A 14903-nucleotide genomic window follows, 5' to 3' on the forward strand; every position below is an offset into this window, starting at 1 on the left:
TTCAGGTGGAAGAACGGGCGGGGACGACTGCGGGAATCAGGACAGGCCCGACGCCCAGTCGTAGTTCTCCAGATACGGGTCCGGTTCCACAGCCTCCGGCGCTTCCCAGACGGTTTCGATCAAGCCGTCGGAGGTGATCTTGCCGATCCGCGGCGTCTTGGTGATGTGGTTGTTTTCCCCGTTGACCGTGACGGTGCCTTCGGGCGCTTCGAAACTCACGCCGTCGGCGGCGTCCTGAACCTTGTCCACGTCGAAGGAACCGGCCTTTTCCACCATTTCCTTCCACAGGTAAAGGGAAGTGTAGGCGGCTTCCATCGGATCGCTGGTGACGCGGTCCGCGCCGTACTTGTCCTTGAACGCGCTGACAAACGCGGTGTTCGCCGGGGTGTCCAGGGTCTGGTAGTAATCCCAGGCGGTGAGCTGGCCTTCGATGTTCTCCAGGCCGATGCCCGGTACTTCCTCCTCGGCGATGGACACCGAAACCACGGGCATGGTGTCGGGGGTGAGGCCCACTGACGTGTACTGGCGGAAGAACGCCACATTGGAATCGCCGTTCAGGGTGTTGAAGACGGCGTCGGCCCCGGAATCGCGGACCTTGTTCACGATGGTGGAGAACTCCGTGGAACCCAGCGGCGTGTACTCCTCGCCGACGATTTCCATCCCGTGGGCCTCGGCGTAGGCGTTGATGATCTTGTTGGCGGTACGGGGGAAGACGTAGTCGCTGCCCACCAGGAAGATGGTCTTGGTGCCCTGCTCCGCGAGGTAGTCCAGCGCGGGAATGATCTGCTGGTTGGTGGTGGCGCCCGTATAGAAAATGTTCTCCGAGGACTCCAGCCCCTCATACTGCACCGGGTAGAACAGCAGTGCGTTGTTGGATTCAAAGACGGGGAGCATGGCCTTGCGGGAGGACGAGGTCCAGCCGCCGAACACGGCGGCCGTGCAGTCCTGCTGGATCAGCTTTCCGGCGCGTTCGGCGAACTTGGTGGGTTCGGAGGCGCCGTCTTCGCTGATGACTTTCAATTGCTTGCCCAGCACGCCGCCGTCGGCGTTGATTTCCTCGGCGGCCAGGGTGAGGGAGTCAAAAACGGTGGTTTCGGAAATGGCCATGGTGCCGGAGAGGGAATTCAGAAAGCCGATCTTGATGCTGTCCCCGGATGTGTCAACGCAGGAATCTGTTCCGCCGCTGGGCTGGCCGGCCGCTGCGGGGTCTGCAATCTGGGAACCGCACCCTGCCAAAACCGCAGCCAGTGCAGTGGCTGCAACGGGAATGAAAGCGCCTTTAATGCTTTGTACTTTCACTGAGCACCTTATTTCTGAGGGCCGTGCTGATGATCAGCGAGGCCGGTGAACGGGCCTCTCTTCGGGCCGTTTCCTCAATTTAGGTGACTCGTGTTTCAGGTTTTGGGTATTCGCGTTTCCTCGATATTTCTTTTGTTTCAAGTGCTTTTCGGAGGTGTGTCCGTTGAGCACACATCCTTGAGGAAGGCGAGTGTTTCCGTCAGGGCCTGCTGCGCTTCCGGCCGGTCCAGGAGGAATTGGTATTCATGCGGCAGCGCCGGTTCATGGTCCCGGGGCCAGAACTGGAACCGGACATCCGTCTTCAGTTGGATGAGACGTTCAGCCAGCGGAATGGACTGCGTTCCCGTCAGGTTGTCTCCGTTGCCGCCGGTAATGAGCGCCGGCGGAAACAGGCCGGTGACGTCGTTCAGCACGGACATGTCACGCCCGGCGGCGGTCGGGGACCAGTCCCGTTTCCCGGAGTAGGCCCACAACGCGGTCCGGAAGCCCCAGCCGAGGATCCCCGGCAGCGGGTCCAGTGCGGCGACGTCATAGATCCCGCAGTGCAGAATGACGCCGCGGAGGTCGTCGCGGCTCAGGGGAACAGGGAGTCCGGTCCGCAGCGCGTAGTCCGGGTTGGTGGCGAGCACCGCCAGTTGCGCTGCCAATTGTGCGCCGGCGGAGTCTCCGGCCAGGACCACCCGGCGGGGGTCCGCACCATAGTCCGCTGAGTGCTTTTCCAGGAAAGCCAGTGCTGCTGCCACTTCTTCCACGGCCTGCGGATAGACGGCGCGCGGGGAACGGGTGTAGCTCACGCCGGCCGCCGCGAATCCGGAGGCCGCCAGGATGCGCAGGTAGGGTTCGACGTCGTTCCGGCTGCCCGAGAGCCAGGCGCCGCCGTGGATCCACACCACCAGGGGCACCGGTTCGCCGGCTGCCTCCGGAACGAAGAGGTCCAGGGTGCCGCTGCCGCTGTCCGTTTCAAAGGCCACCCCCCGGTGTTCCGTCACACCGCCGGCCGGTACATGGCCGCGCATGACGGCGGCCGTCTGCCGGGCACCGCGGTAGAACACTGCCCGGATGAGCAGCGCCGACGGCCACGGGCTGAGCCGGAACCCGGCGGCGACGGCGGCGGTTGCGGCTGCAGCTGCCGCTAAGCGGGAAAGACGGGGCATGGACCCATCCTAGACGCGGACCGCTGCCGGTCGCGGGCAAACCGCTGCGGGCGGGGCCTGATCGGCCGGCTCCGGACGGAGTCTATGGCAGCATCCAGCCGAGCACCGGCGTGGACTGCAGGAAGACAATGCAGCACAGGGCCAGCAGCAGGATGACGCTCCAGCCCACCACTTTGCGGAACAAGACCGATTCCTGCCCGCTCATGTTCACAGCGGCCGCGCCGATGGCCAGGTTCTGCGGGCTGATCAGCTTGCCCATCACCCCGCCGCCGGTGTTGGCGGCAACCAGGAGCTGGGGATCAATCCCGGCCTGAATCCCGGCGGTCTGCTGCAGCTTGGCAAACAGCGCGTTCGCCGAGGTGTCCGAACCGGTCACGGCGGTGCCGATCCATCCCAGCACCGGGGAGAGGAACGCGAAGAATGCTCCCGTTCCGGCCAGCCAGGTTCCAATCGAGACGGTCTGTCCGGAGAAGTTCATGACGTAGGCCAGGGCCAGCACCGCCAGGATGGTCATGGCTGCAGAGCGCATCCGGACCGCCGTGCGGCCGATTTCCTTCACGGCCTCCCCGACGGCCAGCGGATACCGCCCGCCGTCGTTGAACCGGGAATAGACCACAGCCACAATGAGCCCGCTGATCAATAGCAGGGTGCCCGGGCTGATCAGCCACTCGAAGTTGTAGACGGTGGAGGACTGCTGCTGTCCGTTGGCGTCCAGGAGCTTCTCATGCAGGACAGGCCAGGGAATCTTGATGATCGTCTTCTCCAGGGCCTCGGGAATGTTGATGCCCCAGGTCCACAGATTCACGATGCCGAATACGGCAATGACCAGGACATAGGGAAACAGTGCCATCCACGCCCGGCCCGGCGTGAGACGGTCCGCTGCCGTGTCCGTGGCAGCCGTGCCGACGTCCGCGTTCCCGTCGCCGCCGGCCGGAGTCCAGCCTGACGCGCGGGCGGCGGCGAGTTCCTCGCTCATCCGCGCATCGGCCTCTGCTCCGTTACGCGGATGCCAGACGCGCAGGAAGCCGACGGCGGCGGCCATCGCCACCAGCGAGGCGACAATGTCGGTGAGTTCGTAGGAGAAGTAGTTGGAGCACAGGAACTGCATCACGGAGAAGACGACGCCGGTGAGCAGGGCCACCGGCCAGCAGTCCCGCAGACCCTTGCGTCCGTCCAGGATGAACAGCAGCACCAGCGGGATGAAGAAGGCCAGCAGCGGGGTTTGTCGTCCCACTACTGCACCGATCTCTTCGCCCGTGTAATTGGTAAGGTTGGCCGCCGTCGTAATGGGAATGGCCAGTGCGCCAAACGCCACCGGCGCGGTGTTGGCAACCAGGACTGCGGCGGCGGCACGGATGGGGGCGATCCCCAGTGCCAGGAGCATCGTGACGGTGATTGCCACCGGAGCCCCGAAGCCGGCCAGCGCTTCCAGCAGCCCGCCGAAGCAGAAGGCCACGAGGATGGCCTGGACCCGCAGGTCGCCGCCGCCCACGGCGTCGAACACGCGGCGCAGATCCTCGAACCGGCCGCTCAGGACCGTGACCTGGTACAGCCACACGGCCATGATGATGATCCACACCACCGGGAACAACCCGAACGCTGCTCCCTGCGTGGCCGAGAGCAGCGCCAGGCCCACGGGCATCGAGAAACCCAGCACAGCGATGAGCAGGGCCGCCAGCAGCGACCAGGCCCCGGCAATGTAGGCCTTGGTTTTGACGACAGCCAGCAGGAAGAAGAACAACAGCAGGGGAACGAGCGCCAGAAGTGCTGACCAGATAATGCTGTTGGCAACCGCGTCGGTGCTGGGGGTGAAGCTGTCCATGATTACCTCCGGGTCGCGCCGGACGGCGGCGTCAATGGAAAAACACGGGAAGCGGGCAAGGCCGCCACAACGCGGGCTGCAGACAGCACGGGAGAGCCCACCATCAGAGTAGATCCGGCAGTGCATTTAGGCGCCCGGTACCGGAAAAATGCCCGGCTACCGCGGAACGGGGTTGACGGCCGGGCTCACCCCGGGTTTGCTGCGGAGAATCTTTGCAGCCGACGGGTCCTTATGGGCGCTCGGTGTACCAGCCCCGGGCCAGATAGATGTCCCGGTAGGTGCCGCGGTCAACGTCGAGGTCCTCCCGCCGGTCCAATCCCGCGGCAAGGGCAGTGTGCTGGGAACCAATGTTGTCCGCAGTCGTGTAGGCGACCACCGGCAGGCCCGGAAGAAGTTCATCCGCGAGCCGGACGGCCTCCCGGGCTCCCTCGGTGGCGTAGCCGCGGCCCCAGACTTCAGGAAGGTAGCGGTAATAGAGGTTCAACGCCGGCCGGGCATGGACCAGCCGGTGGGAGAGGCCGGTGAACCCGATCAGTGTCTGCGGATCCTCCTGGGTGCTGACGGCCCAAACGCCGAACCCGTGGCGGTACCAGTGGAGCCCTATTTCATGAAAAATCCGGGCCGAGGAAGCGCGGGTGACGGTGCGCGGAGCGGGATGGTGCACGTTGGTCCGGGGATCGGTGTGCAGATCCAGGGCGGCATGTTCATCACTGCCTTCGGGACGGCGGAGTATCAGCCGGCGGGTGTGGACCGGAGTCCAGTCGGCTACATCCTGTGCGGGCATGGATCCACTCTAAGGCACGCCTGGGGCGCCGGTCTGGAGCTCGCGGTGGTGGCGAACGTAGCCCATCACAGCCACCGCAATGGAGATGGCAGCCGAGACTGCCAGGCCCAGCCACAAGTCGACCTTCAAGGCTGCTGCACCGGCCACGGCACCCAACAGGATCAACGCGATGGCAAGCGCCCGCCGCTGCCAGAACTGGCTGTTGCCGCCGGCCAGCCTGGAATCCGATGCCAGCCCGGTGATGGTGGAGGTGACCACCACTGTGGTGATTTCGGCTACCTTCAGCCGCTTCGCCGTGGCTGCCTGCACCCCCATCACCGTAGCCATGGAGGACGTGGTGAGGCTGCCCAGGGTGGCGTTGCCCTGCACATCCGCCACCGCCACGAACATAGCGAGCGCAGTGAGACCGCCGGCCACCACGGTCAGGGCCACCGACGTGCGCCAGGACCAGCCCTCCGGCCCCTTGCGCAGCATCCGTCCGGCCAGGGCTGCGCCGAGCATGAAGAAGATCAGTGCCAGCAGCGGCCGCAGGATCGGAAGATCGGCCCCGCCGGCGAAGGCCATGCCCAGGAGGACCACGTTTCCCGTCATATTGCCGGTGAACACCCGGTCCAAACCCAGATAGCCGACGGCGTCCACCACTCCGGTGGAGAAGGTCAGCAACAACATCAGCCACAGGTGGACCCGTTCGGTGGGCACAGCATTCAACCGCTTCACGCCGGGGAACTCCTTCATCTGGATGTGATGCAGGCAACTGTATACGATCCGCCGGGTGTAGTTTCGATGGTATTCAGCAGTGGCCACCTCCAGCCGAAAGCGACCCCGTGACCTACACAGCCCCCGATTCCTTCACCACACGCCCCACTCTTCAAGGCACCTTCGGCATGAGCGCTTCCACCCACTGGCTGGCCACCGCTTCCTCCCAGGCAGTGCTGGAACGCGGCGGAAACGCCTTTGATGCGGCCACCGCCGCAGCATTCGTCCTGCACGTGGTGGAGCCCCACCTCAACGGGCCCGGCGGAGACATGACCGGAGTGTTCGTGACCGCCGACAACCCGTCCGAGCCTGTGGTCCTGATGGGTCAGGGCGCCGCTCCGGGCAATGCCACCCGGGAACATTACCTTGCCCAGGGATTGGAACTGGTTCCCGGAGCCGGGGCCCTGGCCGCGGCGGTGCCGGCCGCCGTCGACGCCTGGCTGCTGCTGCTGCGGGACCACGGCACCTGGGAACTGGGGGATGTCCTTGCCTTCGCCGTCGGCTACGCCCGCAACGGCCATCCGGTGCTGGGCCGGGTGGGCAGCACCATCGCCTCGGTGGCGGACCTCTTCACGGAGCACTGGCCCAGCTCCGCTGCGCAGTGGATGCCCGGCGGGCGGATCCCGGCGGACGGCGAAATGATCCGGAATGCAGCCTACGCGGCGGTTCTGGACCGGCTTGCGGCGGCAGGCAAACCGGGGGACAGCCGTGAGGAGCGGATCGAGGCCGCCCGCCGCGAATGGCGCGAAGGCTTCGTGGCGCGTGCCGCCGTGGACTTCCTGTCCGTCCCGCACCGCCATTCCTCCGGCGCGGACCACGCCGGCGTCATGACCTTGGAGGATTTCGCGTCCGCCAGTGCTTCGTACGAACCCGCACTGACCTTTGAATTCCGCGGGCACACCATCGCCAAGACCGGGCCCTGGGGCCAGGGGCCGGCGCTGCTGCAGACTCTTGCCATTCTGGCCGGCTACGACGACGAATACCTGGACCCCTCCACTGAGCTGGGCGCCCACACGATCCTGGAGGCGCAGAAACTGGCCGTAGCAGACCGCGAGGCCTACTACGGCGACGCGGATGTTCCCATGGATTACCTGCTGAGCGAGGAATACGCCGCCACCCGCCGCGCACTGATCACGGATAAGGCCTCGCATGAATTCCGCCCCGGTACGGTGCCCGGCCACACGCCGTTTGTCCCGCCGCTGCGCACCGGGTACATCGCGCCGGCCCTTGCCGGGCAGCAGGCCTTCGCCGGAGTGGGGGAACCCACCGTTCTTCCCACGGGGGAGACCCGCGGCGACACCTGCCATGTGGACGTGGTGGACCAGTGGGGGAACATGGTTTCGGCGACGCCGTCGGGCGGCTGGCTGCAGTCCTCGCCCACCATTCCGGAGCTGGGCTTCTGCCTGGGGTCACGCCTGCAGATGACCTGGCTGGAGGAGGGCGCGCCGTCCACCCTTACCGCAGGCAAGCGGCCCCGAACCACGCTGACGCCCACTTTGGTCCTCAAGGACGGCAAACCGGTCACGGCCCTGGGCTCGCCCGGCGGAGACCAGCAGGACCAGTGGCAGCTGCTGTACCTGCTGCGCACGCTGGTTGGCGGTTACTCGCCGCAGCAGGCAGTGGATGCCCCTGCCCTGCACACCACTTCCATTCCCGGGTCCTTCTATCCGCGGACCTGGACCCCGGGCGGAGCCGTGGTGGAGGACCGGCTGGGGGAGGCCGTCATTGAAGGCCTCGAAGCCCGCGGCCACGTGGTCACCCGGGCAGGAGACTGGGCCCTGGGCCGCCTGTCCTCGGTGGTCAGCGATCCGGCCACGGGAGTGCTTGGGGCTGCGGCAAATCCGCGGGGAGCGCAGGGATACGCCGCCGGACGCTAGGAAGGCACCCACAATGACTGCAGCTGCCGCCCCGGGGCAGGGCAGCAGCTGCAGTTGCACACTTTGGTGGCAGGGGCAGGTGGCAGGGGCGGCGGCAGGTTAGGCGGCCGCCAGGTTAGGCGGCCGACGCCGCGCTTCCGCCGGTGGGGCCGCGGGCAATCCGCCGGCGCTGCCAGAGCGACCAGATCAGCCACAGGCCCCACACGGCCAGGAGGACGGCCGCTCCCATAATGACGGTGGACACGTCCAGCGGTCCGGTCCGCCCGGCGATAACCAGGAATCCCCACCAGGACACCGCCGCCACCACGAGCAGGTTCACTGCGGGGGCAAGGGCGGCTGTTCCGCTGCGGGACCGGACAGCGGTCGCCACCATATCGACCGCCATCAGCACCGTGATTGCCGTGACCGTGCCGGTGGCGAAGGCCGCCACCTCCGGGGAGACGGTGCGGTTAATGAACCACAGGATCAGCACCACCGCCGCTGCCGCCAGCGCCAGTGCCTGTACGACGGCGGCCAGCAGGTTCAGGCCCAGCAAACGCCGGTCCGAATCCCGGCGCTTGCCCGGGATGTTGGACCACGCCTCGCGCCGGAACCAGGCCGCTGCCAGGTTGGCGAAGAGCATTGTCGATCCGGCAGCGATAAAAGGGACCACGAAGTTGTTGCTTCCCACCCACACCAGGGCAGCGACGGCGGCAAAAACCTGGGGTGAGCCGATAATGCCCATCACCCAGGCCAGCAGGAACGGCCGGCGGGCCTGTGCAAGATCCAGTGGATGGACTAGATACTGTTCGTTGGCGTCGGGTAGCTGGACGCGTTCATTGATCTGTTTCACGGAGACCTCCAAGGGACCGTGTCCAGGTGCGGACCGCGCAGGCCGCCCCGGGCAATCTCATATATCTTCTGCCGGGACACACCCAGCTCTTCGGCGACCGTTACCGCGCTGAAGTCCTCGAGCAGGTCAGCTGCCGCGAGTGACCTGATGCCCGAGGCCCGGCGGCCCAGCTGGGCTGCCAGGGCGCCGACCTCAGCAGCCAGGAGGGCTGCGGCCAGGGTGCCGCCAAACGGGTCCGCCCAGCCGGGGGATCCTTCGACGGCTGCAGCGTAAAGCCGGTCTCCGCCGTCGGCCAGGACGGTTCGCACCTGCTCTGCTGACAATCCGGCCGCCTCGAAGCGGCCGCCAATGGCTCCCCGCTCTTCCGGGGGCCGGTGGGACAGAACGCTGTCCCATGCGGGTTCGCGGCTGTCATCCCCGGGGTGACTATCCATGTTTTGAAGTGTGCGCGCGGTTTAGACGACTGTCTACCCCCTGGTGACAAGTTTCTGCGGGGGCTTTTCGGCGGGAGCCGGACCTCCGGCGGAACAGCAGCAGAACAAGCTAGTCCCCATGAACCGAAGCCCGCGGATGCTCCGGCCGTTCCCCTGCACCGGACCCGCGCCTACCATTGCTGAAAAGGGGGATCCAAACCTATGTGAGCGAGGCTCTGCAATGGCCAACATCACCACCCGGCCCGTGACCAAACTGGGAATCGTGGGGGCGGGAAGCGTGGGAACATCCCTCGCCTATGCCGCCCTTATCCGGGACGCGGCACGGGAAATTGCGATCTACGACATTGACGCCGTCAGGGCCGAAGCCGAGGGGCTGGACCTGGCCCACGGCACGCAGTTCACCGGCGCAAACACGGTGACCGGCGGCGGAAATATCGAGGCGCTGGCAGGATCGGACGTCATCGTTATTACGGCCGGGGCGCGGCAAAAGCCGGGGCAATCGAGGCTTGACCTGGCCGGGGTCAACGTCGGGATCATTCAAAACCTGATGACGCAGCTGATGGAACAGGCGCCGGACGCCGTGTACGTCGTCGTCACGAACCCCTGTGACGTGCTGACCGTGGCGGCCCAGAAGGCCTCCGGCCTTCCGTGGAACCGGATTTTCTCCTCCGGCACCGTGCTGGACACCTCCCGGCTGCGTTTGCTGCTGGCCCGGGAGGCGCACGTGCTGATGACCAGCGTGCACGCCACCATCATCGGTGAGCACGGGGACTCGGAGTTTCCGGTGTGGTCCAGCGCCTCCATTGGTCCGGTGCCGATTCGGGACTGGAAAATCAGCGGCCGGCAGGTTTTCACCCAGGAGTATCTGGACGCGGTCACCCATGACGTGGTGACGGCCGCCTACCAGGTCATTGAGGGCAAGGGTGCCACCAACTACGCCATCGGGCTGGCCGGAATCAGGATTGTGGAAGCCATTATGCAGGCGGAGAACGCGGTGCTGCCGGTGTCGGCGATCATGCAGGGCGCCTACGGCATTGAGGGCGTCGCGCTGTCCCTGCCCTCAATAGTTGGCATCAACGGCGTCTACGGCATGCTGGAAATGCCGCTGGACGAGACGGAGACCCGGCAGTTCCAGGACTCCGCCGAGACCCTGCGGAACACCCTCACCAAACTCGGAGTGTAGCCGGTGAGGGTGCTCGTTCCCGTGGAGGCAGCAGCTGATCCCGCGGGGTCCCGCGGAACTAGGCGGGGACGGTCGCTGCCGGTTCGCCGTCGCCCTTGGAAATTCGCACGGCGTCGTCGAATTCGGCGTCGATCTCAGCTGAGGGCTTGAATGTGACCCGGCTGACAATGACGGTCAGCAGCAGGTTGATCAGGAAGCCGGGAATGATCTCGTACACGTCGCCCAGGATGCCGGGCATTTCCAGGGTGCCCCAGAGGAATGCAGTGACTGCGCCGGCGATCATGCCGGTCAGGGCGCCGGCGGTGGTGAGCTTGCGCCAGAACAGGGCCAGCAGGATGGTCGGGCCGAAGGCGGCGCCGAAGCCGGCCCAGGCAAAGCCCACCAGTTCCAGGATGGAAGCGTTGCGGCTCACGGCGATGAGGATCGAGATCACCGAGACCACCAGCACGCCCATGCGGCCCAGCAGCACCATGGAGCCCGGGGAAGCATCGCGCTTGAGCACGATCTTGTAGAGGTCCTCCACCAGGGCCGAGGACGTGACGATCAGCTGCGAGGAAATGGTGCTCATGATCGCGGCCAGGACTGCGGCGAGAACGAAACCGGCCACCAGCGGGTGGAAGAAGATCAGAGAGAGCTCCAGGAACACGGCTTCGGGATCGCTCAGGGTGAGGTTGTTCTGCTGGAAGTAGGCAGCACCGATCAGCGCGGTCATCAAAGCGCCGATCACGGTCAGCAGCATCCAGCCCACACCGATCCGGCGGCCGGCCACGGCATCCTTGGGGGAGCGCAGTGCCATGAAACGGACAATGATGTGCGGCTGGCCAAAGTAGCCCAGGCCCCACGCAAGCGCCGAGATGATACCGACGGCGGTGCCGCCGGCGATCGGATCCAGCATGTCCGGGTTAATCTCGCGGAGGGAGTCGGTCATGCCGCCGAAGCCGCCAACCTGGCCCAGGCCCACCAGCGGAACGAGGATCAGGGCACCGAGCATCATCAGACCCTGGACAACGTCGGTGTAGCTCGCAGCCAGGAAGCCGCCGAAGAGCGTGTACGCGATGGTCACGCCGGCGACGATCAGCATGCCCACGAGGTAGGAGGAGCCGAAGGAACTCTCAAAGAAGACGCCGCCGGCCACCATGCCGGAGGAGACGTAGAACGTGAAGAACACCAGGATGATGACCCCGGAGACCACGCGCAGGATCCGGGAACGGTCCTTCAGCCGGTTCTCGAGGAAACTGGGCACCGTAATGGAGTTGTTGGAGACCAAAGTGTAGGAGCGCAGGCGGGGGGCCACGAACTTCCAGTTCAGCCAGGCGCCGGCGGTGAGGCCGACGGCGATCCAGCCCTCCACCAGGCCGGAGACATAGATGGCGCCGGGCAAACCCATCAGCAGCCAGCCGGACATGTCCGACGCGCCGGCGCTGAGGGCTGCGACGCCGGGCTTCAAATCCCGGCCGGCCAGCATGTAGTCGTCGAGGTCGGTGGTACGCCGGTAGGCCCACCAGCCGATCGCCAGCATGGCGAGCATGTAAATCGCCATGGCGATCAGTTTGTACGTCTGGTCAGTCATAGTGTTGTTAGCCGTTCACTCTGGTTACGTATCGCGGTTGGAGCCCGAAGGCCCCACCAAGTATGCCAAGCGTCACAGTGAGCGGTGAAATCAGGGAATTCAGCGGGACCGAAACCACCCCGGTCAGCGGCGCGTCCCGGAACACGCCGCTGACCAAACAAGGGGCACCCGGGTCGGTTAGCCGGTCACGAAGGTGTCGGCGATGCCCAGGACGTCATCGATGATGTCCAGTCCCGTGCGGGCTTCCTCATCGGTGACGTTCAGCGGCGGAACCACGTGGAGGCGGTTGAAGTTGGCAAAGGGCAGCAGCCCGCGGTCCTTGCAGGCCGCGATCAGCGTGTTCATCTCCGGGCTGGAGCCGCCGTAGGGTGCCAGTGGCTCCCGGGTCTGACGGTTCTTGACGAGTTCAATGGCCCAGAAGGCGCCGGTGCCGCGGACTTCGCCCACGCTTTGGTGCCTGGCGGCTATTTCCGCCAGCCCGGGTCCGAACACAGCGTCGCCCAGGCGTGCGGCGTTTTCCACCATCCCCTCTTCGCGCATGGCGCCGATGGTGGCCACCGCCGCAGCGCAGGCCAGCGGATGTCCGGAGTAGGTCAGCCCGCCGGGGTATGCCGTGTCCGCAAAGGTCGCGGCAATTTCATCGGAGATGGCCACGCCGCCCAGCGGCACGTAACCCGAGTTCACGCCCTTGGCGAAGGTGAGCAGGTCCGGCACCACATCCCCGCCGTGTTCGACGGCGAACCACTTGCCGGAGCGGCCGAAACCGGCCATCACCTCATCGGCAATGAACATGATGCCGTAGCGGCGGGTCAGTTCCCGGACCCCGGCCAGATATCCGGGCGGCGGAACCATGATCCCGGCGGTGCCGGGAATGGATTCCAGCACCACGGCGGCAAACGCGGACGGCCCCTCCAGCTGGATGATGGATTCCAGATGGTCCAGGGCCCGCCGGCATTCCTCCTGCTCGGTGGTGGCGTGGAACTGGGACCGGTAGAGGAACGGGGCATGGAAATGGACGGTGCCGGCAGTGCCGTAGTCGTTGGGAATCCGGCGGGGATCCCCGGTGACGTTTACTGCCAGTGCCGTGCCGCCGTGATAGGACCGGTAGGCGGAGAGGACCTTGTAACGTCCCGTGTGCAGGCGGGCCATGCGGACGGCGTGCTCAATGGCGTCGGCTCCGCCGTTGGTGAAGAAAACCGTGTCCAGATTCCCCGGTGTCAGTTCCGAAACCAGCCGGGCCGCTTCCGAGCGTGCGTCGTTGACGTACTGCGGGGCGATGGTGCAGAGCTTGCCGGCCTGCTCCTGGATGGCCGCGACCACCTTGGGATGCTGATGGCCGATATTGGTGTTGACCAGCTGCGAGGAGAAGTCCAGCAGTTTCCGGCCCTCGCCGTCCCACACGTGGGAGCCCTCTGCGCGGATAACCGTCATGGGCTTGATCTGCTTCTGCGCGGACCAGGAATGGAAGACGTGCTCGCGGTCCAGCTCATAGGCGCGTCGGCCCGCGGCGAGTTCCGCTTCGGTGACTGCGGATTCGGTGGTGGTGTTCATGTTCGGTAGTCCTCCTGGGTCTTAGGCGTTCTGCGGGAAGCCGAGGTTCAATCCGCCGTGGCTGGGGTCCAGCCAGCGGGTGGTGACCACCTTCCCGCGGGTGAAGAAGTGCACTCCCTCGGTGCCGTGTGCGTGCGAGTCGCCGAAGAGCGAGTTCTTCCAGCCGCCGAAGGAGTAATAGGCCATGGGTACGGGGATGGGCACGTTGATGCCCACCATTCCCACCTCCACCTCGTTCTCGAAGCGCCGGGCGGCGCCGCCGTCGTTGGTGAAGATGGCGGTGCCGTTGCCGTAGGGGTTGGCATTGATCAGTGCCAGCGCCTCGTCGTAGCTTTCGACCCGAATGACGGAGAGGACCGGGCCGAAGATTTCATCGGTGTAGATGGACATGTCCGGGGTGACCCGGTCGAACAGGGTCGGGCCGAGGAAGAACCCCTCGCCCTCGGCGTCGGGCGCCACGTCCCGACCGTCCACCACCACGCCGGCGCCGGCGGCAGCGCCGGCGTCGATGTAGCCGGCCACCCTGTCGCGGTGGGCAGCGGTCACCAGCGGCCCCATATCGGCGCCGCGCAGCCCGTCACCGACGCGCAGCGTACGGGTGCGCTCGGCGATCTTGGCCACCAGCTCATCGGCAATCGGTTCGACGGCAACCAGCGCGGAGATTGCCATGCAGCGCTCGCCGGCGGACCCGAAGCCCGCGTTGACGGCGGCGTCGGCGGCCAGGTCCAGGTCGGCGTCGGGCAGGACAATCATGTGGTTCTTGGCGCCGCCCAGGGCCTGGACGCGCTTTCCGGCGGCCGTGGCCTCACGGTAGACGTACTGGGCAATGGGCGTAGAGCCGACGAAGGAGACGGACTTGATGTCCGGGTGGTGCAGCAGGGTGTCCACCGCTTCCTTGTCACCGTGGAGCACGTTGAAGACGCCGTCCGGCAGGCCCGCTTCCTTCCACAGTTCCGCCATCCAGTTCGCCGCGGTCGGATCCTTTTCGCTGGGCTTGACGACGACGGTGTTGCCGGCCGCGATGGCGACCGGGAAGAACCACATGGGCACCATGGCCGGAAAATTGAAAGGGCTGATGATGGCGGCCGGACCCACCGGCTGGCGCAGGGAATGCACGTCCACGTTGGTGGAGGCGTTTTCGGTGTAGCCGCCCTTGAGCAGGTGCGGGATGCCGCAGGCGAATTCCACGACTTCCTGGCCGCGGCTGATCTCGCCGAGGGCGTCGTCGAGCACCTTGCCGTGCTCAGCGGTGATGATCGCTGCCAGCTCCGGCTTGCGGGCGTTCAGGAGCTCGCGGAAGGTGAAGAGGATCTGCACGCGGCGGGCCAGCGACGTGTCGCGCCAAAGCGGGAAAGCCGCCGTTGCCGCGGCGACGGCGTCGTTGACCGTCTCCGCGGAGGCCAGGGCCACCTGGGACGTGACCTTGCCCGTGGCCGGATTGGTGACGTCGGCCAGCCGGCTGTCGGCCGGTTTAGTGAAAGTGCCGTTGATCCAGTGCTGAGTGGTCTGCATGCCTGCTCCTGTGGGTGGAACGCGAAACGGAAGTGGCACCATCCTGCCGTGGGAGGCCCCGCGAAACCATTGCCAACATGTCAGGAAATCTGGCGCAATCTTTACGGTTTGTAAGGACGCGCACCCGGA

Annotated in this window: 12 protein-coding genes; 2 read left to right on the forward strand and 10 right to left on the reverse strand. The window is 66.0% G+C overall.

All coding sequences use genetic code 11. The features are described from left to right. Window positions 1-36 precede the first annotated feature (36 nt). From urtA to CXQ89_RS13225, 5 genes are all read right to left on the reverse strand, one after another. Window positions 37-1299 carry an urea ABC transporter substrate-binding protein gene (gene urtA, locus CXQ89_RS13205; RefSeq protein WP_181032344.1) on the reverse strand — a complete coding sequence of 421 codons (1263 nt, stop codon included), beginning with the start codon at window positions 1297-1299 and terminating at the stop codon, window positions 37-39. 137 nt (window positions 1300-1436) lie between these two features. Further along, the gene (locus tag CXQ89_RS13210) at window positions 1437-2453 is read right to left on the reverse strand and encodes an alpha/beta hydrolase (RefSeq protein ID WP_104161600.1); all 1017 of its coding nucleotides are present in this window, start codon (window positions 2451-2453) and stop codon (window positions 1437-1439) included. A gap of 82 nt (window positions 2454-2535) precedes the next feature. Beyond that, window positions 2536-4275, reverse strand: a complete 1740-nt coding sequence (locus CXQ89_RS13215) for an L-lactate permease (protein WP_104055063.1) — start codon at window positions 4273-4275, stop codon at window positions 2536-2538. A 229-nt stretch (window positions 4276-4504) separates the two neighbouring features. Further along, window positions 4505-5059: a GNAT family N-acetyltransferase gene (locus CXQ89_RS13220; protein WP_104055064.1), complete on the reverse strand. Its 555-nt coding sequence runs from the start codon at window positions 5057-5059 to the stop codon at window positions 4505-4507. Between the two features lie 9 nt (window positions 5060-5068). Further along, window positions 5069-5776 carry a YoaK family protein gene (locus CXQ89_RS13225; RefSeq protein WP_104161903.1) on the reverse strand — a complete coding sequence of 236 codons (708 nt, stop codon included), beginning with the start codon at window positions 5774-5776 and terminating at the stop codon, window positions 5069-5071. A 167-nt stretch (window positions 5777-5943) separates the two neighbouring features. On the opposite strand from CXQ89_RS13225, the gene CXQ89_RS13230 reads away from it, so the two are divergent. After that, entirely contained in the window at window positions 5944-7692 is a 1749-nt protein-coding gene (locus CXQ89_RS13230; RefSeq protein WP_374952985.1) for a gamma-glutamyltransferase family protein, read from the forward strand. 115 nt (window positions 7693-7807) lie between these two features. Here the strand turns inward: CXQ89_RS13230 and CXQ89_RS13235 are convergent, their stop codons facing one another. Both CXQ89_RS13235 and CXQ89_RS13240 read right to left on the reverse strand, forming a co-directional pair. Further along, on the reverse strand, window positions 7808-8524 hold the full coding sequence (locus CXQ89_RS13235; RefSeq protein WP_104161602.1) for a hypothetical protein: 717 nt from the start codon (window positions 8522-8524) through the stop codon (window positions 7808-7810). Then, the gene (locus tag CXQ89_RS13240) at window positions 8521-8958 is read right to left on the reverse strand and encodes a hypothetical protein (protein ID WP_104161603.1); all 438 of its coding nucleotides are present in this window, start codon (window positions 8956-8958) and stop codon (window positions 8521-8523) included. The genes CXQ89_RS13235 and CXQ89_RS13240 overlap by 4 nt, the downstream gene beginning before the upstream one ends. A gap of 220 nt (window positions 8959-9178) precedes the next feature. Here CXQ89_RS13240 and CXQ89_RS13245 point away from each other — a divergent pair, with 220 nt between their 5' ends. Next, window positions 9179-10141 (forward strand): L-lactate dehydrogenase, encoded by a 963-nt coding sequence (locus tag CXQ89_RS13245; protein ID WP_104161604.1) that lies wholly within the window; start codon window positions 9179-9181, stop codon window positions 10139-10141. A gap of 58 nt (window positions 10142-10199) precedes the next feature. Here the strand turns inward: CXQ89_RS13245 and putP are convergent, their stop codons facing one another. The 3 genes from putP to CXQ89_RS13260 all read right to left on the reverse strand — a co-directional run bounded on the left by putP (window position 10200) and on the right by CXQ89_RS13260 (window position 14774). Then, window positions 10200-11711: a sodium/proline symporter PutP gene (putP, locus tag CXQ89_RS13250; protein WP_104161605.1), complete on the reverse strand. Its 1512-nt coding sequence runs from the start codon at window positions 11709-11711 to the stop codon at window positions 10200-10202. 177 nt (window positions 11712-11888) lie between these two features. After that, a complete protein-coding gene (locus tag CXQ89_RS13255) occupies window positions 11889-13262 on the reverse strand; it encodes an aspartate aminotransferase family protein (protein ID WP_104161606.1) in 1374 nt (457 codons plus the stop codon). A gap of 21 nt (window positions 13263-13283) precedes the next feature. Further along, window positions 13284-14774 carry a CoA-acylating methylmalonate-semialdehyde dehydrogenase gene (locus CXQ89_RS13260; protein ID WP_104161607.1) on the reverse strand — a complete coding sequence of 497 codons (1491 nt, stop codon included), beginning with the start codon at window positions 14772-14774 and terminating at the stop codon, window positions 13284-13286. Window positions 14775-14903: the final 129 nt, after the last annotated feature.

The sequence above is a fragment of the Arthrobacter sp. ZGTC212 genome, assembly GCF_002929255.1.
Lineage (GTDB): Bacteria > Actinomycetota > Actinomycetes > Actinomycetales > Micrococcaceae > Arthrobacter_B > Arthrobacter_B sunyaminii.